The sequence below is a fragment of the Neorhizobium sp. 2083 genome (assembly GCF_031455615.1).
In the GTDB taxonomy this organism is placed as follows: domain Bacteria; phylum Pseudomonadota; class Alphaproteobacteria; order Rhizobiales; family Rhizobiaceae; genus Neorhizobium.
Map to the genome: position 1 here is coordinate 158,104 of NZ_JAVDTC010000007.1, position 24,100 is coordinate 182,203.

Here is a 24,100-nt window from a genome sequence, read left to right on the forward strand (position 1 = left end):
GGGTCAGCGATCCTGAGAGAAACGGGGATTGAGCGCGTCGTTCAGGCCGTCGCCGATGAGGTTGAGGGCCAGAACGGTGAAGACGATTGCGAGCCCCGGCAGCGCGGTCAGATACCAGGCGGTCCGAACCAGCTCGCGACCGGTGCCGATCATCGAACCCCAGCTGACCACGTTGGGATCGCCGAGCCCCATGAAGGAGAGCGCCGATTCCATCAGAATGGCTGTCGCCACCATCACGGAAGAGGTGACGATGATCGGCGGCAGCGCATTCGGCAAGATTTCCCGGAAAATGATGCGGGCATGGCCGTAACCCAGGCTGCGGGCCGCGACGACGAAATCCTTCTCGCGGATGGCACGGAATTCGGCGCGGGTCAGTCGCGCCACTGTCGGCCACGAGATGACGGCGATGGCGAGCGTCACCGTCGCTGCCGAGGGCTGGGCTATCGCCACCAGCACGACCAGCAGGACGAAGCTCGGCAGCGTCTGGAAGATTTCGATGAGCCGGACCAGGATATCGTCGATCCAGCCCCCGAAATAGCCCGCCGTCGAACCGACCAGCACGCCGAATGTCAGCCCCAGCGCCGTCGCCATCAGTCCGACGAACAGCGAAATGCGCGAACCGTGCAGGATGCCGGCAAGCACGTCACGGCCCAGCGAATCCGTACCGAGCGGAAAGCCGGCGTTCTGACCGGGCCACAGGAACGGGCGCCCGACCATGGACAGCGGATCGTCGGGATATAGCAACGGCGCAGCCAGTGCGGTGAGAATGACGAAGGCCAGGAAACCGGTGCCGAAGAGGGCATTCGGGTTCGATAGGAAGACCTTCAGCGCTCGCCGCCCGTTGGTCACCGCGACTGCCGCGCTCTGCTGCGAACGGGCATCCGGCGCCTTCATATTGGACCATGCCGGCCCGTCGTCAGCGGCACTCGTCGCGGGCGCTTCGTGCTCCACGGCGAACGGGCGTTGGGCTGCAAGGCCGCGGAAGTTTCCGCTATCGATCGTGGACATCAGCGGGCTCCAATACGGGGGTCGAGCCAGGCGTGAATGATATCCACGGCGGCATTGGCGATGATGACGAGAAGCGAGGACAAGAGGAGGATGCCGAGCAGCACGGTAAAGTCGCGCCCCATCACGGCCTCGAAGGCGAGCCGGCCGAGGCCCGGCCAGCTGTAGACGGTCTCCACGACGACGGCGCCACCCAGCATGCCGCCGATATGCATGCCGGCCATGGTGGTGATCGGGATCAGCGCGTTGCGCAGGATATGCCGGGCCGTGACGCCGAAGGGCGTCAGCCCTTTCGCATAGGCCGTGCGCACGAAATCCTGGTTCTTGACTTCCAGCATCGAGGCACGCGTCAGCCGGGCGTAGATCGCCACGTAGAAGAGCGCCAGCGAAGTCGCAGGCAGCACCATGTAGCGCGCCTTGTCGAGGAGCGCCGGCAGACCGGTCAGCCGCGAACCGATCGTGCCTGCTCCGCCGCTCGGCAGCCAGCCGAGCTTCACGGAGAAAAAGACGATCAGCATCAGGCCGATCCAGAAGCTCGGGATCGAATAGAAAAGCAGCGAGAAGATCGACAGAAGGCGGTCGGGAATACGTCCCGCAAACGTCGCCATGAACGAACCCAGGATCACGCCGAGCAGAATGGCGATGGCCAGTGCCACTGCCATCAAGGTGAGCGTCCCGGGCAGACGCTGCGCGATCAGGTCGGCGACCGGCATGCCGTATCGCGGTGAAAAGCCGAGGCTGAAATGAGCGAGATTGTTCAGGTAGTGCCCCAGCTGCACGAGTAGGGGATTGTCGAGGCCGAAGCGCGAGCGCAGCGCCGCCATGCCTTCCGCGGTCGCTGAGCCTGCTTCGCCAGCCATCACATCGGCCGCATCGCCGGGAGCAAGCTGCAGCAGAAAGAAATTCAGGATGACGATCCCAAGCAACGTCGGGATTGCCTGCAGCAAGGTGCGGCGGAGTGTCCGTCCAATTCTCAGCAGCGCCGGCATCGTGCTCGCCTCTAGGGTTGGAGTGGCCACAGGTTTGCGGCCCAAAGTTTCCGAAATGCCTTTCTCGGCCTCCGTTGATTTTCATAGTTGACTAATTCTATAGGCTTTGTCAAATCTGTTTGAGAAAATAAAACCTGAATTCGGCATTTTGTGAAATTCAGTTTTCATAAATGCTCGCAATGGCTCAACATAAGCAACTATTTCCTAATAGATGCAGGTGAACGGCAAGAAGCCACTCATCCGCGGCGATTAGGAGAAAAACGCTTCCGGAAGCCCGCGACAAAGGGCAAGGCACAGGAGGATTCGATGACTATTCGGAACGCCATTTCCCAGATCTGGTATACCCGTTGCCCCGTGCCCACTCCGGTGGGTCTGGCGACCCAACTCGGCCTGCTGGACGAAACTTTCGCCAAGGAGGGGATCACCCTCAGCTCGATCATCGACAGCACGGACCGGAACATCCGGTCGAGCCACTTCAATCATCACCTCGATTATTCGTTCCGTCACGGCGGCAACGTTCCGCCGATCCGGGCCCGCTCGGAGGGGAATCCGACCCGGCTCGTCGGCATCACGTGGACCGACGAGTTCCAGGCGATCATTACCTTGCCGGATAGCGGAATCAGGACGACGAAAGATCTCGTCGGCCGCCGTTTCGGCATCGCCCGCCGGCCGCCGGGGATCGTCGATTTCATGGCGGCCACCGCGATGAAGGGGCTCACATCGGCACTTTCCCTGGAAGGCCTCACGCACCGTGACGTGGAAATCGTTGACATCGCGCTTCCGGATTCGGTGCTCGACAATCGCGAGGGCCCGCAACTTTATGGCCTGCGAAACCGGCAGGCCTATGGCCCCGAGATTGCCGCCCTGCTGCGCGGCGAGGTGGACGCGATCTATGTCAAGGGAACACCGGGCATCGGTGTCGCCAATCTCTTTGCGACCCATACGGTCACCGAATTCGGCTTTCACCCCGACCCGAAGATCCGCATCAATTCCGGCTCGCCGCGCATCCTGACGGTCGATGAGAGATTTGCCGAAGACCGACCTGATCTCGTGGCAAAGCTCATCGACACCCTGAAGCGCGCCAGCGCCTGGGCGGAAAACCACCCGGACGACGTGCGCCGCTTCGTTGCGCGTGAGGTCGGAGCTTCCGAGGAGGTCGTCGCCTCCGCCAACGGGCCGGACCTGCACAGGCATCTCGGCATCGGCCTTGAGCCGGAACTGGTGGATGCAATCGGGCACTACAAGGATTTCCTGCACGAATGGGGCTTCCTCGCCTCCAATTTCGATATCCGCGAATGGGTTGATCATCGCCCCTGGGCGCTTCTCGAAACCCGTGCCGTCGCCTGACCGGAGAGTTTTATGACCGCTTCGATCGATTTTGCACCGGTGATTGCCAAAGCCGAGAAACTGGGAAAGCGCTTTGCGCTTACCGCCCGGCACTATGACGAGACGGGCGAATTTCCTTTTGCCAATTTCGACGCGCTTCACGAGGCCGGGCTGCTTGGCCTCGTGACCGGCGTCGAACATGGCGGCCTCGGCGGCGGCCTGACGGAAGCGTTGGCGGTCGTTTCTGCCATCGCGCGCGGCGAGCCCTCCACCGCGCTCGTCCTTTCCATGCACTACAACCAGCACTATGCGATCCGTGCTTCGGGCAAGTGGCCGGAACATCTGGTCGATCGGGTTACGAAGGCCAATCGTGAGGGCGTGGCGCTCATCAATGCCGCACAGGTGGAGCCGCGTGTGGGCTCGCCCTCTCATGGCACGCCGCCGGAAACCATCGCCCGCAAAGTCGGCAACGAGTGGCGGATCACCGGCCACAAGACCTATGCGACCGGTATTCCGCTTCTGCGCTGGGTCTCGGTTCTTGCCATTACCGACGAGCCGGAGCCGCGCCTCGGTTCCTTCCTTGTGCCGACCAGCGCCGATGGCATCCGGGTGGAAAAGACATGGAACGCCACCGGCATGCGGGCCACCAACAGCGACGATCTGATCCTTGACGATGTCGCGATCCCGCTGGAGGACGTGCTCGACATGGCGCCCGCCAGCGAAGGCATCAAACGCGACGAACGCCTGGGGGCCTGGTATTTCAGCCTGGTTCCGGCGATCTATGACGGTGCCGCCCGCGGCGCCCGCGACTGGCTGATCGACTTCACGTCGAAGAGGACGCCCGCAAGTCTCGGCGCTCCCCTTTCAACGGTACCTCGAATTCAGGACGGCATCGGCCAGATCGAGGTCTGGCTGACGGTAAACCAGCGCCTGCTGCGCTCCATCGCCGAGGATTTCGACGCCGGCCGGCCATTCGGCCAGGATGCTGCCGCCGTGAAGCATATCGCCATGGAAAACGCCATCGCGGCCACGACGCTGGCGCTGGAGCTTGGCGGCAATCCCGGCATCAGCCGCGACAACCCCCTGGAGCGGCATCATCGCGATGCGCTTTCGGGCAAGGCGCATGCGCCGCAGAACAACCTGATCCGCACCATGCTGGCCAAGGCGGCACTCGGCAGGCATGCCGCCGCATCCGTGGCTCCGCTCGAACCGGTGCCCGTCCGTCCTCATCCGCAACCACGCCTCGCCGTCGTCGGCTGATAGTCAAGGAGCGCCTCCCATGTCATCCCTTTCCTCGGTCTGGTACACCCGCTGCCCGGCCCCGACGCCGCTCTCGATCGCACACCAGCTCGGGTGGATCGACCGCCGGTTCCAATCCTCCGGCATCGCCGTCCATTCGATCCGCGACAGCAAGGACCCTGTGGTCCGCCAGAGCCATTTCACCCATGCGCTCGACTACTCGTTCCGGCAGGGTGGCAATATCCCGCCGATCTGGGCCCGCTCCGGCGGCCGGGAAACCCGGGTCGTCGGCATCACCACCACCGACGAATTCCAGGCGATCATAGCGCTGCCTTCATCCGGCATAAGAAACGGAGCCGACCTGAAGGGGCGGCGCATCGGTGTGCCACGCAGGCCCGACGAAAAGATCGTCGACTTCCAGCGAGCGACGGCCTTGAAGGGCATCGTCTCCGCCCTGTCGCTTGAGGGCCTGACCCATGCGGATATCGACCTCGTTTATCTCGACAGCTCCGAGGCCACCCTGATCGAACGGGGCAATGCTGCCTTTCTCGGCCTGAAGCGCCGCTATCCTTACGGCGACGAACTTCTGGCGCTCGCTCGGGGCGAGATCGACGCCTTCTTCGTCAAGGGTGCAGAAGGCATCGTGCTTGCCAATCAGATCAGTGCCACCGTCGTCTCGGAATTCGGCTTCCACCCGGATGCCAGGATCCGCATCAACAACGGCACGCCCCGCCCGCTCACCGTCGATGCACGCTTCCTCGACGAGCATCTCGATCTGGTCACGGATCTGGTCGAAACCATCGGCGAAGTGGCGACCTGGGCAGAAGTCAATCCCGCCAAAGCGGTAGGTTTCATCGCCAATGAGATCGGCGTTGGCGAAGATGCGATCTGGGCGGCAAATGGTCCTGACGTATACCGGCATCTGGCGCTCTCGCTCGAGGCGGACCAGATCGCCGCGTTCGACCATTTCAAGAACTTCCTGGTCGAATGGGACTTCATTCCGGCCGATTTTAACGTCTCCGCCTGGATCGACCACAGGCCGCTCGAAGCGGCAAACCGCCGGCTGGCCGCATGAGCCCGATCCTCGTCACCGGCGCGACCGGAAGGCTCGGCCAGCTCGTCGTGGAGCGGCTCGTCGCGCAGAAGCTGCCCGTCCACGCCCTCACCCGCCACCCGGATGCCGCGCGCCAACTGTTCGGAACGACTGTCCGGATCGTGCCGGGAGAGTTTGCCGACCGCCTCTCGCTCGACACTGCCGTGCGGGGCATCGACCGCCTTCTGCTGCTGTCACCGATCAGCCCGAGCCTCGCTGCAAGTCAGATCGCGGTTGTGAACGCGGCAAAAGCCGCCGGCGTCCGGCGCATCGTGAAGATTTCCGGCTCGGACTGGACGATCGACCCGCCCGGCAGCTCGATTGCCGGTGACGCTCATGCCGCGGTCGAGCAGCATCTCCGCCGCCTGCCGGTCGAGTCCGTTTGCCTGCGCCCGAACGCCTGGATGCAGGTATCGCTTGCCAATACGATCAGGCAGGTTCGCGCGGGCCATCCGGTGACGGCGGCAAACCTCGATGCCGGCGTGGGCTATATCGATGCCCGCGACATAGCCGACGTCGCGATTCACCTGCTTCTCGCCGACCGGATCACCGGCGGCGCCCTGAACCTCACCGGTCCCGACGTGAAGACGCCGCGGCAGATTGCCGATTTCATCGCGACCGCGCTCGGACGAAGGGTTGCGGCAATCGCAAAGGCACCTTCTCCCGTCGCGGCGGACGCAGATTTCGAGCACCGCGCCGTTGCGCAGTTTTCGACCCTGATCGCCGCCGGCCGCGCTGCGGTGACGACGGATGTGGTCGCCTCTCTTCTCGGTCGACCGCCGCGCAGCGTGGAAGCCTTCATCTTCGAACATCTTGCCGCGCAAGCGGCGCTCGCCGGATAGAGTTCATGAGCATTCCTTTCATCGACATCGCTATCATTGGCGGCGGCCCGGGCGGTCTGGCACTTGCGCAGGGCCTGAAGAAAAACGGCATCGACACCGCCGTCTTCGAACGCGACCCGGTCCGCGCCGATTACGTGCAGGGTTTTCGCATGCGCATCCGCCAGCGGGGCATCGATGCGCTTCAGGCCAACCTGCCGCCGCATCTTTACGAGGCCTTCCTCGATACGCTCGGCCTCGCGCCGACCGAAAACCTCGCACTCGACGAGCAATTCAACCGGCTCCACGATACCGGTCGCGGCAGCGTCGAGCCGGAAGATACGCATGTCGAAAAATCCGTCAGCCGCATCACGCTGCGCCAGATCCTGCTTTCCGGTCTCGACGCTATCTTTCATAGCGGCAAACATTTCGAACGATACGCAGTTCAGCCGGATAACACGGTAATCGCCCATTTTGCGGACGGCTCGGCGGTGCGCGCCAATCTGCTCATCGGTGCCGATGGGGCGGGATCGCCGGTGCGGCGCCAGCTCCTGCCCGATCTCTCGAGCATCGACACCGGCGTGCGGCGACTGGCCGGCAAGATCACGCTCGCGGACGCGGAGCGTCACGGCATCTCGCCGCTATTGACCGATTTCAACACGCATGTCCGGCCGCGCGACGGCCGCACGCTGATGATCACCAGCCATCGGGTCGATCCGGCCGCTTATGCCCGTCACGGCCTGATCGGCGCCGATGACCCGAGCCACGGAGATATTCCGGGGTTCCACTTCAACAACACGACCAGTTATGCCTGGTGGAACACGGCCTATGACACCGACGAACTCGGGCCGGACAGGGCGCTCGAGACGCTTGACGGCCGGGCGTTGCTCGAAACGCTCCTCGCGCGGATCGCCCATTGGGACGAGCGTATCCTGAAACTCATCCGCCATACGGATCCCTCGACGGTTGCCTTCCTCAAGGTGAAAAGCTCAACGCCCGGCGCCGTCTGGCAGACCGGCCCCGTTACCCTGCTCGGCGACGCCATCCATGCCATGACCTATTTTCGTGCGCTCGGAGGCAATACCGCACTCTACGATACGGGCCTTCTCGTACCTCAGCTCGTTGCCGCCCGCCGCCACGGAAAGCCGCAGACCGCCGCCGTCCACGACTATGAAAATGCCATGCGCGCACACGGCTACGAAGCGGTTCGTTCCTCCCTGTCCGCAATGCTCAGCAATGTCGGCGCCGGCCGGCCGCTTCCGGCGGTTGCGGCTCCGCGATAAACTCAAGGAACAGATCCCATGTCCATCGTCGTCTTCGGCGCCTCCGGCAATATCGGCAGCAATATCCGAAAGGAAGCGCTGTCTCGCGGGCACCGGGTTACCGCCGTCACCCGCTCAACCGACCTTGAAGCCGAGGAGCGCCTGACCGCCCTCAAGGCCGATATCGCCGATGCCGACGATGTCGCGAAGATTGTTTCCGGCCATGAAGCGGTGATCAGCGCCTACAGTCCCGGCCTGAGCCGTCACTCTGCGGAAGATGCGGCCGAACTGATCGGCAAGGCTCATGACGCCCTGTTTGCCGGCATCAAACGAGCGGGCGTGCGCCGCCTCATCATCGTCGGCGGCGTCGGCAGTCTTGAGGCAAGTCCCGGCATCGACGTGGTCGACAGCGATTTCTACCCCGCCGAACACAAAGCCCACACGCTGCGCAACCGGGAGATCCTGCGAAGCCTCAGGCGCGGCGACCACGACCTCGACTGGACCTATGTCTCGCCGCCGCTCTCCATCAAGGCCGGCGAGCGCACCGGAAAGTTCCGCCTCGGAGAGGACCGGCTGCTGCGCGACGAAGCCGGCGAAAGCCGTATCTCGGAAGCCGATTTCGCGATCGCCATTCTCGACGAGCTCGACAGGCGCAAATTCGTCCGCCGCCGCTTCACCGCCGCCTACTGACCGCCCTGCCCCAGGATAACCAGACGCATGACCAGCAAACAGCGCAAACTCAACCTCAACGTCGGCATCAATACCACCGGCTACCTTCCGGGCGCCTGGAAATACCGCACCGGCACCCGGCACGAGATTACCGATCCCGACTACTACCGGCGCTTGACCGAGCTTGCGCACAGGGGTCTGTTCGACGCCGTGTTCTTCTCCGACCATCCGGCGCTCATGACCGATCCCAACGGACGTCCCTTCCACACGATCGATCCGCTGATCCTCTGCACCGCACTTGCCGCCCAGGTGCCGGACATCGGCTTTGTCGCGACCATGTCTTCCACTTACAACTCGCCCTATAATCTGGCGCGCCGCACCCAGTCGGCCGACATCGTTTCCGGCGGCAGGCTGATCATCAACATCGTTTCCTCCTTCAATCCCAACGTCGCCGCCAATTTCGGATCGGAGCCGCTGCCACCGCGCCACGAACGCTACGCCAGGGCCTCCGAATTCCTCGACGTCGCCAAGAAGCTCTGGTCGAGCTGGGATCCGGCCCGCGAGGGCGAGGTGCCGGAAGACCGTTTCTGGGATGCGACGAGCGCCCACACGATCGATCACCAGGGCGCCTATTTTACCGTCAGGGGTCCGCTCAACGTGCCGGTCGGTCCGCAAGGTCATCCGGTCATCGCCCAGGCAGGCGCTTCGGAAGGTGGCATCGACCTCGCCGCCCGCCACGGCGAGATCATCTATTGCAACATCCTTTCCCGGCCGGCCGGCAAGGCCTTCGGCAAAAAGGTGAAGGACCGGGCAGTCGCATTCGGACGCGACCCCTCCGGTATCCGCATCGTGCCCGGCCTCGTCGCCATCATCGGCGAGACGCGCGAGGAAGCACTCCGCAAGCATGAACTCTTCAGCGGCGCCGGTTCCGAAGACGGCCTGATCGCCCGCTTCGTCAAGGAAAACGGCATCGACCCGAACGGTTTCGATCCGGACGCCGTTCTGGATGCGGAGCGTTTCATCCCGGATGCAAACCGGCTGCAGGCCGTCGGCATGGGGCTCGGCTTGTCCGATCTTCTCACCCACGAAAGACTGACGGCACGGCAAGCCGTGCGCAGGTCGGAAGGGCATCATCGGCTGGTTCTCGGTACGCCCGAGGAAGTGGCGGATGCGATCATCGATCTTTGGGCCGATGGCACGGTTGACGGCTACACGCTGCAGCCGCCCCGCGCACCGGATGATATCGAGGAGTTCGTAGAGAAGGTCGTCCCGATCCTTCAGGACCGCGGCGTCTATCGTACCCGGTACGAAGAGAAAACCGTTCGCGAACGGTATGGCCTGCCCTTTCCGGACGCCGATACCGGCACCGAAAGGAGCGCCGCCGTTTCCCGGCTGGGCTGAGCACGATCTTTGAAACGCATCGCGGCCGTGCGATGAAAGCTGGACGAACTCTTCCGCGTCTGTCAAAAGCCGCGCAGGACGCGACTGCCGTTAGATTTAGAACGGGGTCGCCCGTAGCAGTCCCGTCCATGCGCTGGTCGAACTCACCGAAACGGAGGTCGCTGCGCTTCGGCTAAGACCTAGGGACGACACCCCTCTTCGGCACGGGGAAAATCCAAACCACGCACGCACCTGGCCCTTTCATGCCGATAAGGACGCACCGCCAGCCCTCATCGATCAAACTTATCACATTCGACCGGTGCCAAATCCGATCGCAGCTACATCGACGCGCTGCCCTCAATTCCCGACCGCCTCGCGGCAGTCGCGGGACCTGACGGCTGTTGGCAGCGGCTGCTCAAAATCTCCTTACCGGATTGGCCAGCAATCCACCGCTGGACTGGCTTCATGCTGCTTTTCAAGACAGGGTGCCTGCCCAGGCGATTATGCCGGCATCGTCATGGCGTCCGATCGAGGTGCTCGGGAAGTGCGGCAACCGATTCGCGGCGATCCAGCGCATCGCGGCCCATTTCTAAGTTTGCTCAACGTCGTTTTTTCAGGATGATGACGAGGGGCCGGAGTGGGCAGTCCAGGCCCATGCGCAGCCGGTCTATAACGGCGACACGCTGTTTCGGTGGATCCGTTTTTGAAAGGGCCGTTTCGGATCTGCTGTTTTGGCTGCAGCAGTCCTTGTTCGACGCGATCCGCAACTGCGTGTGAAGATCACCAAGCCGCTTTTTGCATTAGAGACGCCGCTCGGGCTGTGCCGCTCGGACTTCCTGATAGAGGCGACCAAAGGGGAATATCGGCCTGTAACGCTCATCATCGAGGCGTTCGGTATCGAGACCGAAGAATACCGGAAAGCCAAGGACAAGATCGGGCCGCGCATGAATTACCTCGGGCCGATCTTCAGTCTCTTTCCCGAGGACCTCGCCGAAGCGAATGCGCCAGACGCCTCAAAGATTGGGTGATCGATAAGATCTGCTCTGCCGCAATCCGATGACGAGGCTGGGAGGGACAATGTCGATCACTGATGTGGCGAGGCGGCCAGCTCACGTTTAGCGGCTGCCACCAAGGCTTCCTGAACAGGCGCCAGCATCTCAGGAGGGCAGCTCCCGAACATGCGCGACACGAGGTCATCAGCAAGTTCCGATAGCCGCGGCTTCAGCCGGTTCGGAAACAAGCGGTCAATTACAGTTGGGTCAGCGTCCAGGCGCTTCAATTCGGTCATTATCGCGCGCATTTCAATTTCGCGCTCTTTCACCATTAGCCAAAGGCCGGGGTCGGCCCTTGTCCGCTCAAGACTGCGCTCGTCCGAACACGACGTTCGAAAGGTGTTCATCCTGGCCCTGATATGCTTCTCCTGACAGTCGGGCGGTGCGCCATAATGCTCGCGGCCGCCGCGCGGCTATATCTCATCTGACCTAAGTTCCGACGGCTCGCCATCTTCGCGCAGCGGATCGCGCGCCGTGTGGGCGAATTCGCGTAGATAGGCTCTTGACCTCTCCTCCGTCAGGCGATCCGAGAGGGCGTCGATCAGCAGCTCGACATCCGGATTCAAATCCGCCGGCTCGATCGTATTCTCCTCCCCCTGCTGGAAAATTGCTTCGTTCAAGGCCTGGAGATCGTCTCCAAACGCCTCCCTGACCTCCTGGCGCCGAAGGACGGCCGATCCGGACACCCGGTCGACGGAGGCGTGCGGGGAGATTGAGGAACTGTCACGCTGATTGCGCCGCCGCGCAGAAGATGCCGAATAGGTGTTTCGATTGAGCTTTTCGTTATCGATATCGAGATCAATGTCATCAGCGGGCACGGTGCGAGATCCACGCCTCGCATTTCGTTCCGGCTGTTGCTCCGCATTCTGCAACTCTTCTTCAGCAACTCCGGCCGCGCGGTTCTCATCGAGATCCAAACGGCGACGCAGTTCATCAAGTGAGGAAATATAGACATGACGAACGCCCTCCTTGACGATGAAGCGCAGATCTTGTGGTTGTCTCGGCCGCTCGACAGCTGCAAAATCGACGTCGGTTCCCGCAGATCCGCCGACGTTCCAGTCAGCTTGTTTCGCGACTTTCGACGCTCCCGGCGCGACGAATGTGCAGTTGTCGCTGTCGGCGATCGTCCATTCGACGGGCTTCATACAAGGTCTGGGTACCGGCCTAAATCTGCGGACTTTGGAGAACATCCGTTCGCCACTAGAGTCCAGCTTCATGATGCGCATCAGCGGCATGCCGGTGACCTGCAGGATCGCCTCTTCTGGCCTCATCATCATCAGCGTATTGACCGGAAGAAGATCGACAGCAACCGGCACTTTCGAGATCGACCGTTGCCTGCGACCATGACGATGGGAATAGGACGATTGCTCCACCCATTCTGTGGTCTTGCCGGCCGCCAGCGAGACCGCTGTCGCATCATCCTGGTTCTGAAAATTCATGAACAGCTTGATCGTCGACGCGCCCATCAGGATCTTCTGGCCCGAGCGCTGGTACAATCGCTCGAGTTGGGCACCGTCCTGAAGGATGAAGACGAAACGCACCCCGTTCTTGCGGATCAAGGGAGCAAGTGTCAGCACCGTGTCGATGCGACCGCCATTGCCGAATTCGTCGAGCATCATGAGAACTTCGTGCTCGCCATCTCGTAGTTCACCCATCTGCACGAGCTTGTCGGCCATCTGCTGGATGAACATCGAGATCAGCCGCTCGTAGATCTGCATCGCGTTCCAGTCGGCCTGGACGTAGATTACGAGCTTACGCTTTCGGATGACGTCGATCGGGATTGACGTGATCGAAGTCAGCGCCTCGACCAGCGGGTTCTGCAGGAAATTGAGCTTGGCGACGATCTCTGCCGCGATCCCTTCGCCGAGTTTTTCATGGCGACCGGCGAATTTGGTGAGCTGCATGCGGGTCTGGTCGGAAAGGACGTCCTCGTAATTTTCCAGCAACTGGATGATTGCCTTGCGCTCGTCTGACATCGAATTGAGGATACGGTAAAGCTCACTGAGCGACTTGCGTGTGTCCGGGCATTCAAGGACAAAGCCGAGCATTGCCGTCAGCAAGATCCTGGCGCTCTCCTCCCAGAAGTCTGAGGAGTCCGACCGCAGTCGCTCCGGCAACAACATCTGCGTCATCTTCTGAAGGTCGGTGATCCGCTCGTAGGGGTCGGTGCCGATGAGATCGAGCGGATTATAGCCGTCGGTAAATTTCGATCCGGGCGCCAGCAGGAAGGTCTCGTAACCCTTGTGCTTGAGATAACCGGAGGTTTGCTTGTAGAGCTCACCGCTCATATCGAGCACGACCTGCGACCCTTGAAAACTCATCATCGTCGGGATGGCGAAGGCGCGAGACTTGCCTTGACCGGGCGAACCGATCAGCATCACATGCTGGTCGCCGTCATTGCGCAGCAAAAGCCCCTGCTTCAGCCCGAGCACGATGCCATGCTTGTCGCGCAGGCGAAAGTCGGCGGCATCTTTCAGTGTCGCGAGGCGCGCCCGGCCCATGATCATCCGCTGGCGTTTCTGGATTGCCGCGCCGATCGGGAAGCCGATCAGCGCACCGGCGGCGGCAAGACCAGCCAGTGCGGCGAGCACCGTCTGCCGGGAGGGCTTTTGATAGACGCCGGCAGCGTCGACGGCCCCAAACGGCGCCTGGTACATGGCGGCGAGATGATTGCCAAAATAGCCGGCAATCTCGGCATATTCACCAGCCTTGGTGACGACGAGATAGAAGGCAACGCCGTAGGCGACGACACCCCCATAAGCAGCGGCAAAGATAAGAGCCGTGTGAGCGATCAGGCTGAACATCGACCGGACATGCAGAAGGTATAGGATCTTGCGCGACAGCGCCCGGCCACCTTTCAGCATCCAGAGGGAAAGGAGAAAAAACAGAAACGGCGCGGAAAGGGCAAACGCCAGGAGGGACAGTCCGACTGTATTGCGGGAGTGGATGATCGACAATGTGTAGCGAATGGCGTCGACAAAGCGCACCCGCGCGACGTAGTCAAAGTACGAGGCCGACCCGAAAGAGGAAATATACGCATCATAGATCAGCGTGAAGAAGGCCAGCCAGATCATGGCAAGTCCGAACAACGTGAGCGGCAAGGTGAACAGCGAGACGCGCTGCAGACCAGTCCATTTCGGGCGGTCAGTTTCGGTGTGCGTGAATACGCTTGCCATCTTCGTCCACCTCATCGGCAAAGTAGATTTCGCTGACGCCTCGGCCCCCGGCGGCATCGCTCTTCTTCAATTGGACCACGATCGGGATGATCGAGCGGATGTATCGAATGATATCGTCGCGCTCCATGCGCACATTGCTGTTCAGCACCAGCGTCGAAAGACGGTTGAACGCATGGTGGGGCGAGTTCGCATGGATCGTCGACATCGAGCCCGGGTGCCCGGTGTTGATGGCATTCAGGAAGTCGAACGCCTCGTCGCCGCGCAACTCGCCCATGAAGATGCGATCGGGCCTCAGACGAAGCGCCGTGGCCAGAAGATCGGTCATGGTGACCCTGGCTTCGCCCTGTCCGCCCTTCGAGACGAGCAGCGACACGACATTCTCTTGGCATGGCTCCAGCTCGGCCGTATCCTGCATCAGGATGAACCGCTCATGGTTCGGAATGGCAGTTAGCATGGTGTTGAGGAACGTCGTCTTGCCGGTCGACGTCCCGCCGGAGATCAGCATGCTGCGGTGGTTGATCGCGGCAAGTTCCAGGAAATCCCGAACCCTGCCCGCCCGCAGCAACCGCGACAGTTCGATATCGACATCGTCGATATAGTCATCTCCAGTGACCTTGGTGAAGCGGAATGCGCCAGCCTTTTCATAGTCGTTAAGATCGAAGCGGCGGATGAACTGCTTGCGGATCGAAAAAGCGTGGCCGGTTGCAGACGTGGGATTCAAAACGAACTGGACACGCTCGCCGCCGGTGAGCGTCGCAGACAATAACGGATTCTCGGCATTGACGGTTTGTTTGGTAAACGATGCCGCCCGTGAGGCCATGTGCCGGATCGCTTCCTGATCCAGGTCGCCGACGTCTTGTCTGACCATGCTGAGCTGGCCGATCTTTTCGAGCCAGATTTCGTTGCTGCGCTGGCAGGAGATCTCGACGACGGCGGGATCGTCAAGGAAGCCACGGATCGGTTCCAGCGCCTCTGCCAGAAAATGCTGCTCGGCGGAGATTGCAGGACGTGCGTTCATTTGCCGTATCTCTGCTTGCGCAAGCTCTCGAACCGCTCGCGAACCGGGTCGGGGTAGAGGTCGGCGAAATCAAGATCGCGTGTGACGAAGACGTTGATGTCGGAGCCCTGCGGAATATGGATCGTTGGCCGGATGTTGCGGCTGTCCTGAAAGGCTTCGGTGCCCAATTGCTGAATGCCGGAGGCGATGGTTTCAGCGGCGATTTCGCGGGCACGATCCTGTGACGTCTCGCCATTGTCCTGCGGGATGCGGGTGACGCTGCCATTATCGTTGACGATGGTGATGTAGCGATCTTCCTTCTGGCCAAGCTGGGCGATGTATTGCGTGGCGCCGCCGATCAGCGTCATCAGCGCCGGCGGTCCGAACCGCTCCCAATATTTCCGGTCCACGACACCGGTCATGCCTGACCGGCCAAGCCGGTCAGTACCGTAGGAGCCGAGCTGCACCGAGACGCCGTCGCCACGGATCATCCGCGTCCAGACGATCAAAATGCGCTCCTGTCCGCGTTCGACGCCGGATTTGTAATCGCCGATCAGCGACGAACCGGCCGGTATGAGGATGCGACGCCCGTCAAAGGAATAGACGTCCTCGCGCACGACCCCCTTGACCATGCCGGCAAGGTCGGAATTGATCGCCGTCTCCAGCGTCCCGCGGATCATCGTGCCCTGCGGGATCCAGGCGTCGGTGCGGCGGTTTTCCGTGGCGACGGAAACGTCCACCCCCTGCCCGCCCATCGACTTGAGAAAGGCACGGTCATTGTCGACCGCACCGCCGCCATCCGTGGCAGTCGCCGGCTGGGCACCCGTCCCGACCCCTGAGCCGAATAGGCCCGCGCCCGTACCATCACTGGACGCCCGGCCCGCGCCACTCGTCTGGTCCGATTGATCGAAGACAATTGCCGACGAACGTACGCGCTCCAGCAGTTTTGCATCCCGCGCGAGCTCGATGCACCGCGGGTTGTCGGGGTTCTTGCCTCGTGTGCAGTCGACTTCGGCAGGAGGTGCGGCCGGAGCGGCGGCCGGCACGACAGGTGCTGGCGGCGGAGGTGGGGGCGGCGGGGCCTCGGGGACCTCCACAGTCGGCAGTGGCGGTGGCGCCGGCGTCTTGAAGCCTTCATTGCGCTTTGCCTGGGCTGGACGAAACTCCTCACGCGGGGCGGTATCGACGGTCGGCTCCCTCTCTCCGCCCGCAAGGAGGAAATACAGTATCACGCCAACGCCGGCGACTGCCGCCACGAGCGCGACCGGACGCATCAATCCTATCCCGGAACGTCTGACCTGTCCTCCGATGGCGGTATCGTTGTCGATCGAGTGGTAGTTGGGATCGGACATGGGGCGCCTCCTATCGCGGTTGGGGTTGCGGGTTGCCGGCTCCGATCCGCTTGGGTGCGACCGCGCCTTCGATCGGCGCCGGGATATCGGCAGGGGCAGTCCGAAGATTGAAGAGGCAGGTTTCGCTGTCGGTGCCGTAGCGCAGCGTCCATTGTCGTGAGACCTTGTCGATGACGATGTAATCGGCCTCGCGGCGGTAGTTCACGAGGCTCTCGCGGCGCCTGCCGTCTACGATGAAGATCGCCGGAACGTCGCCCGTGAATTTCATGAAGGTCTTGAGCCCATCGTCGAATACCCACAGCGGCTTGGCTACATCGCTTCCTTTGAAGCCGTAGTCGTAATTGACCTTGTCGCGGCGAATGTTCTTGATATTCGGATTGCGCTCGGCGTCCTGAGCCTGTTTCCAAAGCTCGGCCGTGCCTTTCAAGCCGGCATCCTCGGGGTAGATGAACTTCAGCTTGAATGTCTGGTTCTGCATTGCCTTGCTGTCGTTGACGCGCAGATCGAACGAGTAGGTCCGCTTGGTGGTCACGACAGAAAGATTGGTCGCCGCGTCCTTCTCCATCGGCTTCAATGTCAGCGAACGCCGGTCGGCCGACGTGAGGATCTGCCAGGAAACAGTGTCGCCCGCGACCACCTGGGTGATTTCCTCGTCCGAACCGAAGAGGATTGTCGTCACCAGTCCGTAGGTGCCCGTCACCTGAAACACCTGCTCTGCCGAATAGGGAAGCGAGCGCACACGAGGGTCGAGCCGTCCGGGCCGTGCCAGCAGTTCGGGATGAGCGACGGTCGGTGAGAGCAGCAGAAAGAGGAAGAATGCAGCCACCCATCTCATCACGGGGCAATCCCCGACGGCATGGTCTCAGGGACTTTGGCGTATTCGGTCACCACGAATCCCAATGGATTATAGAGCCGAACCCGGTTGCTGGCGGGAAGATTGATCTGCCGGTAGCGCACCGTTGCCGACCAGCGATTGACGACCTCGCCGCCGCGGCGGCGCTCCCGTGTTTCGAACCGCACGGCCATGGTCGAGGGATTGAGGGGATTGACCGAGAGGATCTCCGGTCGGATGTCGCCGATGGCGCCTATCGTCTTCACCGGCCCCCGCGGATTGGACGGGTTCATCCACTCTTCGTAATCCTTGAAGGCCTGTGAACCCGGCTCCGACCACAGCGCAATCATGTCGAAATTGTCAGAAAGATAGCGTGGATCGTAGGTCTCGCGCCGGATAACATAATTGCCGACGAATGACGCACGCACGGCCTGCATTTCTGAAACGTTCGATCGATCCCTGTCGAGCGTCGTCACGGTCTCCATATAGCCGGTGTTCTTGTCGACGATGAGCGGAACGACCTCGGTGCGAACGAGCGGAAAAAGTTGCGCCACCGAAAACGACAGCACGCCAGCGACAGCCCAGCCGGCAACGGCGAACGCCAGGAGGATGAGACCGATCAGCGTGCGAAGAGACCGGTTTTTTTCTCCCCACGACAAGTGCTGATCGTAGATGTCCTGAGGACCTGGGACACGTTCGGCCGGGGTGGCCCTCAATTGCCTTTTGAACAATGCCAAATGCCGAACCTCGAAGTCATCATCTTGAAATCAATCCCGTCGCCGTGTCGTCATTCGCTGTTGCGGCGGCGGTTGGTCAGCATTCGTCCGAGAGCGCCGGCACCTGCCATGCCGCCACGTCCGGCGAGCGCCGCTGCAGTCACTGCTCCTCTTGGGCCTGCCAACATGCCAAGAGTAACCGCAGAGGCCTGCCCGGCCCTCGAATTGCTGGCCAAAAGCTTTCGCCGAGCCGCGCCATAAGCAGCATCGACGCCGCCCCCTCCCGGTACACCCGACACGGCTGTCCCGTAAGCGAAGGTGCGGGCGAAATCGGGCACCTGGAAAATGAAGTACGAGATCAGTGCGAGGTAGAGCACCATGGCCAAGACGATCGCCAGCGCGTTCTCCTTGGTGGCCATGTCTCCGTTGATCGTGTCCATCATGCCGATGAGAAACCCGAACGACAGCCCGGCCATGATGTAGGTGAAGAGCAGCATGAACATGCCGTAGGCGACGCCTCTCACCCAGGCGTCGAAAACAAACCGGGTGATGCCGAAGAAATAGCAGAGGATGGCGATCGGGCCGATCGCCAGCATGACGGCGGTGATCATCTTGGCGAACAGCGTGACGCCGGTGAGGATCAGCAGCATCGGCAGCAGGCCGAAGACGAGTACGATGAAGACGACTACGGCACCCGTGACGTTCGGCAGCCAGCCGGATTCATAGGAATTGAATAGCTGCATGACGAAGTCGTAGACCTTGCGGGCCATCGAGGCGACTTGGCTGACAAGATCCGCTCCAGCCGACTGCCCGCCCATCACTGAGGAAATCGCCGAGCCGAGATCCTGGGGCGTGGAGAGCACGAACTGGCCAATATTGTCGTAGAACGTTGCCCAGGACATGATCAGGGCGTAGGCGAGCGCAAGCTTGACGGCAGTGACCGCCATGTCCTGCAGCGCGACGCTCGACAGACCGAGCGCGCCCCAGAGAAAGTACAGGATCAGGAAGATCGCGAGGATGCCGGAGACGAGATTGCTGTTTTCGGCAAATAGCCCCCAGGCGCGCTCGAGTGATGCTTCGTTGATCTTGTCGAAGTATCGCAACGCATCGCCATAGAAATTGATCGCGTAGCTGACCGGATCCATCTCGCATCCTAAAAGTGGTTCCCAGAACTGCCTAGAATTGATTGACTGGCCGCATCGGACCGCAATCGTCCCTCATCGCCGCCGACAGTGCCTGTACAGGCGGAGTTGGCTTCAGAGCGTCGTCATATCCGAGAGCTGGCACTGGATTTTCATCAGCCGAGCATTTCGCCAGCTGCTCGTATTTTCCGCCGCAGCCACTCAGCGCCACGCAACCGAGGATCAGGACGAGGATCAGCCTCATTGAGACTGTTCCTCGAATGCGCGCAGTTGGTCGCGAACGGAGGCCCCTTGTTGTTCAGTTCCGCCATCGCGCATGACGCTGTCGGGAAGTGTCGCAAAGGTCTTGAGGTTCTGGGACGAGGTCGCGAGCGCTGCCTTATATTGCTGGTTCAGAAGCATGACCTGATTGTTGAGTGAGCCGACCGCCTCGTTGGCGGTCTGGTTGCCCTGCAGCACCATCTGGGTGTTCTGCTCGAGCGCCCCCTTCAGGTCCTGCGCCGTGCCGATCTGCTGCGTCGCCTGCATGAAGGAATTCTGCCGGTCCTTTGAGGCGCTGTTCATGGCGTCGGTGAGTGCCGTCATCGTCGTCAGCGTATTGATACCTTGCGAGTAAGCCTGATTGGCACCTGATAGCTCGCCGCCCTTGACGGTATCGACGACCATCTTCACCAGATTGAGCCCGTTGATTAGCTTGGCCGCCGTGTTCTGGAACTCGCCGCCAATCCCGCCGAACAGCGCCTGATTTCCCGACAGGATGCTGTTGAAATCCGGCGCCTGCCCCATGCTGAATCCGTTGCCGGTAGCAAGTCTTGCGAACTGGCCGGCGTCTTGGGTGCGATCGCCGGTGATCGCCTGCAGCGTCTTCGTCGTGTTGTCCTTGACGACGGACGTGTCTTCCTGAATCTGCTTCGAAAGCCGTTCGATCTCCTGGCTTATCGAGATATTAGCCGAATCCTTGACCGGCACCTGCGCAGAAGCGTGCGATATGGCGGTGATGCTGAGCGCTGTCGCGATAACGAGTTTTCTCATCTGCCTGTCCTCTCATTGCCTGTTCAATTCGCGGTCGGCCTGGCCTCGACCACCGTCACGAGCCCGAGGGCCGGATCCTCCATCGCAGAGAAGGTCGCGACGGTGCCGTTGGCGCGCGCCTGTTCCTGGAGATCCTCGAGCCATCGCTGGATCTGTTCGGTGGTCGCGGTCGACGGCACGGCGAAGCAGCGAGTGCTGCCGGTATCGATGATCGTCGACGGGCATTGGATCTGCGCCATGACAAGCGAGCCATCTTGGTCTTTCGCATTGCCGCTGCCCGAGCCGCGCAGGTTCGCTGACGACGATCGAAGCCCGGCTTGCAGGCGCTGCAGATATTGCTGGTTAGCCTCGGTCGATTTGCGAACAAACTCGTTCCACACGTTGCCGCGCTCGATCTGAGCCTCGGTGTTGCGATCGAAAGCTTTCTTCAGCTGTTCGCCGCATCCCTGGCTGTCGCTCACGGTTTCCGACACGGCAGTGTCTCCCGCCGGCGTGCGGTCGCCATTCTGCGCCTTGTTGCGGCTGTAATAGGCGGAAACCTTTTTGACGTAATCCTGGGTTTCCGGGATGTTGGGAATCTGGCCGTTCTGGAGTGATTGGCGATAAGGGCCGGCATTGTAGCCGGCGGCGATCAGGTCATAGCGACTACCGAACATCCCTTGCAGTTGCTTGATGTATTTGACGCCGCCGCGGATGTTGTCTCGAGGGTCGTAGGGATTGACGCCAAGCCCTGCTGCGGTTCCCGGCATCAGCTGCATGACGCCGGTGGCGCCGACCGCGGATCGCGCAGATTGCCGGAAACGCGATTCCTGCTCGGCGATAGCAAGCGCGAAATTCGGATCGACGCCTTGGCGGATCGCCTCGTCCTCGACCATTCGGGCGACTTCCTGCTGGCTCGGCGTCCGCTTCGATTGCCCTGCAGGAGCGGTGTCCCCGGCCATACCTTCTGCCGAGCAATCAGCGGGTGCGCCAGAGCCTTGACCGGGCGCCACGCTGTCCGTCGTTCCGCCCGATGCACCTTTGAATGCCTGGGTATCGGCTTGGTAGGTCCTGTACCAGTTCTCGGTTGCCTGCTGAATGTTCCGGCGGGCATCGTCGATCACTGGCACCTGTGCGTGGGCGGCAGAGGTCATCACCGCAGCCAGCACCAGAGCGCTGACCGAAGCCCGCTCAGGAAGCTTTGCGTTGGTCATCGAACGCATCCCCCTCCCAAGTGCAGAACTTCGACAGCCAGTTCTTCGGATCGCCGCCATATTCGTCGAGCAGCATCTCAACCTCGCGGACTGTTTCTTCCCGGCCCGACAGCACCTTGATAAACTCGGGCATGTGGGACATGTCGACGCGTGCGATGACGCTGCTCTTCGCCTGCTTGATCAGCATGAAGCGCGAGCTCGGGTCGCCGTTCTTGACCCAATCGAACTCGGCCCGTGAAAGGCCGAAGTGATCCATGTAGGAGTTCTCGTCGGCTTTAGGATTGGCAAAGAAGACGTTGGTCGAGGTCTGCTCGATGATCGTCCGGCTGACACTGGACTGCACCACGTCATCGGCCGACTGCGTACCGAAGATGACGAGACCATTTCGTTTTCTGATGGTCTTGAAATAGTCCTTCATGGTGCGCTTGAACTCGTCGTCGTCGAGCAGCTTCCAGGCTTCGTCCATCAGGTTGATGATCGGCGCCTTGCCGTCATAGATCGCGTCCAGCCGGTGGAACATGTAGAGAAGGGCTGCCGTGCGCACCGGCGGGTCGTCGAGGATCGACGTCATGTCGAAGCCGATCATCGGCCGGGAGATATCGAGATTGTCGTCGGCATTGTCGAAGAGCCAGGCATAGGGGCCGTGATCGACCCATTTGTCGAGCCGTGCGATCAAGCTGCCCTCGGTCCGCTCGCTGCCGGCAAGCAGGGCGCGGAGCGACGACAGACGGCGATACGACCTGTCCTTCGTCTTGAGGACCGACTTGATCGCGTTGCGAATGGTCGCCTCTTCCTGGGGCGTCAGGCTCTCGTCTTCTTTCGAAGGCTTCAGCATGAAGCTCAAGAGGCCGTAGAGGAAAACGCGGTTCTCCTCGGTATCGTCGAGCAACAGTGGGTTCCAGCCCGACGGCTCGCCAGGTTCGAGCGTCATGTAGGTCCCGCCGGCGGCCCGCACCATGATGTCGAGGCCACGATCCTTGTCGAAAACGATTGTCTTCAGACGCGGGCTGACCCGGTAGGCCTGCAGGATCAGGAACGCCATGATCACGGTCTTTCCGGAACCGGTAGGACCGAACACTGTCGTGTGCCCGACATCACCCTGATGGAAATTGAAGAAAAACGGCGTGCCTGATGTCGTCTCGAAGATGGTGATCGCCGGTCCCCAATGATTGCCGTCAGGCTTCCCATAGGGATAGGCATGAAAGCTGCTGAGGCCTGCGCAATTGAGCGTCGAGATCAAAGCTCGGCGCGCGATATAAGCTTGATTGCCGGGAAGCTGCGCCCAATAGGCCGGTTCCGCGTTCAGGTCCTCCCGGACATAGGAGGCGCCGAGCGCGCCCAATTCATTGCCGATCAACGCGACCGCGTCATCAAGCTGGCCGGTCGATTTCGCGACGGGCATGACGGTCAGATGATGCTCGGTGAACGCGACGCGTTTGCGCGCCAGCTCATCGCGGGCGATGTCGAGATTGGCCTGGACGCTGGAGCCGCCTTCGTCGGCTTTCGACATCTGCCGGTCGAGCCGTTCGATCCGGCTGCGGGCTGCCATATCTTCGATGAACGACATCGACTGGGTCACCACCATCTCGAACGGCAGCTTGAGGATATAGTCGAGCATGCCGGCGCCGGTCTCCGGCGGATATTCCTTGAGCGACACCATCGCTGCATAGCGGTCGTCGTCCTGCGTATCGCCTTGGAGATGGATGATCCGATTGCCGATCGACGTTCGCCGTGCCGGCAGCATCTCGTCGATCGGAATGTTGCCGAGACGGACCGGTCTGACTTTCCCTCCGTTCAGAAGGGTGTAGAAAAACTCGCATTGCTCCGAGAACCAGATCTTCCGCGTGCCCTCTTCGACCACCATATCCTCGGTGAGATCGCGATAGATCGTCTTTCCGCTTCCAAGATCGGCCTCGATGCGCTGCACGTCTCGCAGCACCTTCGGGCCATAGGCAGATAAGGACTTTTCCAGTGCTCTCGTGGCTTCCACGAGCTTGTCGCGCATCGCCCGGAACTGCTCCTTGCGGGCGACGTTGCCGCCCACGCCCATGACTCGGGAGAGCACCGATCCTTTTTTGAAAAGCGGACGCACCACCAGCGAGACGTAGGTGTCGTTGACAAACATCTCGTTTCTAGAAATGCGTGACTGATAGACGTCGTCGAGGCGCCGCATGAATGGATCGGCGAAGCTCGAGGGCAGCGATGGCGCCACCTTTCTTCGGACGACATGGGTGTAGAGCGCGAAATTGCCGATGGACGAAATCGCCCGAAACGCCGCATTGCGTTGGCGCTGCAACATGTTGATCGTCTCGATATCGGCGGTCTCGAATGAGAAGCCCGTCAACTTGATGGTCGAGACCAGGCAGTCGTTCTTCAACCGGATGATGCCGTTTTCGATCGGCACGTAGAACGGGACATGGGCTGAGATACTGCGATCGGCAAAGATCTCCCGCCCCTTCAACAAGCTTCCTTTCAGCGATCTTGCCATCGTGCTCATGGGTCAAGCTCCATAGGTCCGGATGCCGCCGCCGAGCCGGCGCCCGAGCGGGTTGATGCCGCACAGGCTGAGCCTGCCGACGATGTCGAAGAACCAGAGGTCGAGCTTGACGGTCAGCACATAGAGAATGGTGTGCAGGATGACGAAGGAGACCGGGAACCAGAGGATCGATCCGAGGATCATGAACACCATCAGCGAGACGAAGCATTCCGCCAGGAAATAGGTGTACGGAATGCCCATGACCGTCGGCGGACGGGTCAGGGCGAGAATGACAGGATAGCACTCGATATACTCGTCGCCACCGGCAGGAGTTTGGGTAGACCCGGCCAT

At 61.4% G+C, this 24,100-nt stretch carries 20 protein-coding genes and 1 pseudogene; 8 read left to right on the top strand and 13 right to left on the bottom strand.

Annotated elements, in window-relative coordinates:
• Nucleotides 1-3: 3 nt before the first annotated feature.
• Both J2X76_RS24680 and J2X76_RS24685 read right to left on the bottom strand, forming a co-directional pair.
• A complete protein-coding gene (locus J2X76_RS24680; protein WP_310220082.1) occupies nucleotides 4-1,008 on the bottom strand; it encodes an ABC transporter permease in 1,005 nt (334 codons plus the stop codon).
• The gene (locus J2X76_RS24685; protein ID WP_113128360.1) at nucleotides 1,008-1,994 is read right to left on the bottom strand and encodes an ABC transporter permease; all 987 of its coding nucleotides are present in this window, start codon (nucleotides 1,992-1,994) and stop codon (nucleotides 1,008-1,010) included. The genes J2X76_RS24680 and J2X76_RS24685 overlap by 1 nt, the downstream gene beginning before the upstream one ends.
• A 306-nt stretch (nucleotides 1,995-2,300) precedes the next feature.
• Here J2X76_RS24685 and J2X76_RS24690 point away from each other — a divergent pair, with 306 nt between their 5' ends.
• The 8 genes and pseudogenes from J2X76_RS24690 to J2X76_RS31650 all read left to right on the top strand — a co-directional run.
• Complete coding sequence (locus tag J2X76_RS24690) at nucleotides 2,301-3,341, top strand: ABC transporter substrate-binding protein (RefSeq protein ID WP_310220084.1); 1,041 nt, start codon at nucleotides 2,301-2,303, stop codon at nucleotides 3,339-3,341.
• Between the two features lie 12 nt (nucleotides 3,342-3,353).
• A complete protein-coding gene (locus tag J2X76_RS24695; RefSeq protein WP_310220086.1) occupies nucleotides 3,354-4,580 on the top strand; it encodes an acyl-CoA dehydrogenase family protein in 1,227 nt (408 codons plus the stop codon).
• 19 nt (nucleotides 4,581-4,599) lie between these two features.
• The gene (locus J2X76_RS24700; protein ID WP_310220088.1) at nucleotides 4,600-5,634 is read left to right on the top strand and encodes an ABC transporter substrate-binding protein; all 1,035 of its coding nucleotides are present in this window, start codon (nucleotides 4,600-4,602) and stop codon (nucleotides 5,632-5,634) included.
• Complete coding sequence (locus J2X76_RS24705) at nucleotides 5,631-6,494, top strand: NAD(P)H-binding protein (RefSeq protein WP_310220090.1); 864 nt, start codon at nucleotides 5,631-5,633, stop codon at nucleotides 6,492-6,494. Before J2X76_RS24700 ends, J2X76_RS24705 begins: the two co-directional genes overlap by 4 nt.
• A gap of 5 nt (nucleotides 6,495-6,499) precedes the next feature.
• Entirely contained in the window at nucleotides 6,500-7,753 is a 1,254-nt protein-coding gene (locus J2X76_RS24710) for an NAD(P)/FAD-dependent oxidoreductase (RefSeq protein WP_310220092.1), read from the top strand.
• 18 nt (nucleotides 7,754-7,771) lie between these two features.
• On the top strand, nucleotides 7,772-8,422 hold the full coding sequence (locus J2X76_RS24715) for an NAD(P)-dependent oxidoreductase (protein WP_310220094.1): 651 nt from the start codon (nucleotides 7,772-7,774) through the stop codon (nucleotides 8,420-8,422).
• A 27-nt stretch (nucleotides 8,423-8,449) separates the two neighbouring features.
• Nucleotides 8,450-9,802: an NtaA/DmoA family FMN-dependent monooxygenase gene (locus J2X76_RS24720; RefSeq protein ID WP_310220096.1), complete on the top strand. Its 1,353-nt coding sequence runs from the start codon at nucleotides 8,450-8,452 to the stop codon at nucleotides 9,800-9,802.
• 169 nt (nucleotides 9,803-9,971) lie between these two features.
• A pseudogene (locus J2X76_RS31650) lies at nucleotides 9,972-10,841 on the top strand (hypothetical protein); the annotation flags it as partial.
• Between the two features lie 24 nt (nucleotides 10,842-10,865).
• Here J2X76_RS31650 and J2X76_RS24730 read toward each other — a convergent pair.
• The 11 genes from J2X76_RS24730 to J2X76_RS24780 form a co-directional block, all read right to left on the bottom strand.
• Nucleotides 10,866-11,180 carry a hypothetical protein gene (locus J2X76_RS24730; protein WP_310220100.1) on the bottom strand — a complete coding sequence of 105 codons (315 nt, stop codon included), beginning with the start codon at nucleotides 11,178-11,180 and terminating at the stop codon, nucleotides 10,866-10,868.
• 66 nt (nucleotides 11,181-11,246) lie between these two features.
• Entirely contained in the window at nucleotides 11,247-14,009 is a 2,763-nt protein-coding gene (locus J2X76_RS24735) for a type IV secretory system conjugative DNA transfer family protein (RefSeq protein WP_405030088.1), read from the bottom strand.
• Nucleotides 13,978-15,027: a P-type DNA transfer ATPase VirB11 gene (gene virB11, locus J2X76_RS24740; RefSeq protein ID WP_113128371.1), complete on the bottom strand. Its 1,050-nt coding sequence runs from the start codon at nucleotides 15,025-15,027 to the stop codon at nucleotides 13,978-13,980. The genes J2X76_RS24735 and virB11 overlap by 32 nt, the downstream gene beginning before the upstream one ends.
• Nucleotides 15,024-16,358 (bottom strand): type IV secretion system protein VirB10, encoded by a 1,335-nt coding sequence (gene virB10 / locus J2X76_RS24745; protein ID WP_310220105.1) that lies wholly within the window; start codon nucleotides 16,356-16,358, stop codon nucleotides 15,024-15,026. The genes virB11 and virB10 overlap by 4 nt, the downstream gene beginning before the upstream one ends.
• A 10-nt stretch (nucleotides 16,359-16,368) precedes the next feature.
• A complete protein-coding gene (locus tag J2X76_RS24750; RefSeq protein WP_310220350.1) occupies nucleotides 16,369-17,193 on the bottom strand; it encodes a TrbG/VirB9 family P-type conjugative transfer protein in 825 nt (274 codons plus the stop codon).
• Nucleotides 17,193-17,849, bottom strand: coding sequence for a VirB8/TrbF family protein (locus J2X76_RS24755; protein WP_310220107.1), 657 nt, complete (start codon nucleotides 17,847-17,849; stop codon nucleotides 17,193-17,195). The genes J2X76_RS24750 and J2X76_RS24755 overlap by 1 nt, the downstream gene beginning before the upstream one ends.
• Nucleotides 17,850-17,977: 128 nt before the next feature.
• Nucleotides 17,978-19,051, bottom strand: coding sequence for a type IV secretion system protein (locus J2X76_RS24760; RefSeq protein WP_310220109.1), 1,074 nt, complete (start codon nucleotides 19,049-19,051; stop codon nucleotides 17,978-17,980).
• Between the two features lie 237 nt (nucleotides 19,052-19,288).
• A complete protein-coding gene (locus J2X76_RS24765; protein ID WP_310220111.1) occupies nucleotides 19,289-20,080 on the bottom strand; it encodes a conjugal transfer protein in 792 nt (263 codons plus the stop codon).
• A gap of 23 nt (nucleotides 20,081-20,103) precedes the next feature.
• On the bottom strand, nucleotides 20,104-21,273 hold the full coding sequence (locus tag J2X76_RS24770; RefSeq protein WP_310220113.1) for a lytic transglycosylase domain-containing protein: 1,170 nt from the start codon (nucleotides 21,271-21,273) through the stop codon (nucleotides 20,104-20,106).
• On the bottom strand, nucleotides 21,251-23,770 hold the full coding sequence (locus J2X76_RS24775) for a VirB4 family type IV secretion/conjugal transfer ATPase (protein ID WP_310220115.1): 2,520 nt from the start codon (nucleotides 23,768-23,770) through the stop codon (nucleotides 21,251-21,253). The genes J2X76_RS24770 and J2X76_RS24775 overlap by 23 nt, the downstream gene beginning before the upstream one ends.
• 3 nt (nucleotides 23,771-23,773) lie before the next feature.
• Nucleotides 23,774-24,100, bottom strand: coding sequence for a VirB3 family type IV secretion system protein (locus tag J2X76_RS24780; RefSeq protein ID WP_310220117.1), 327 nt, complete (start codon nucleotides 24,098-24,100; stop codon nucleotides 23,774-23,776).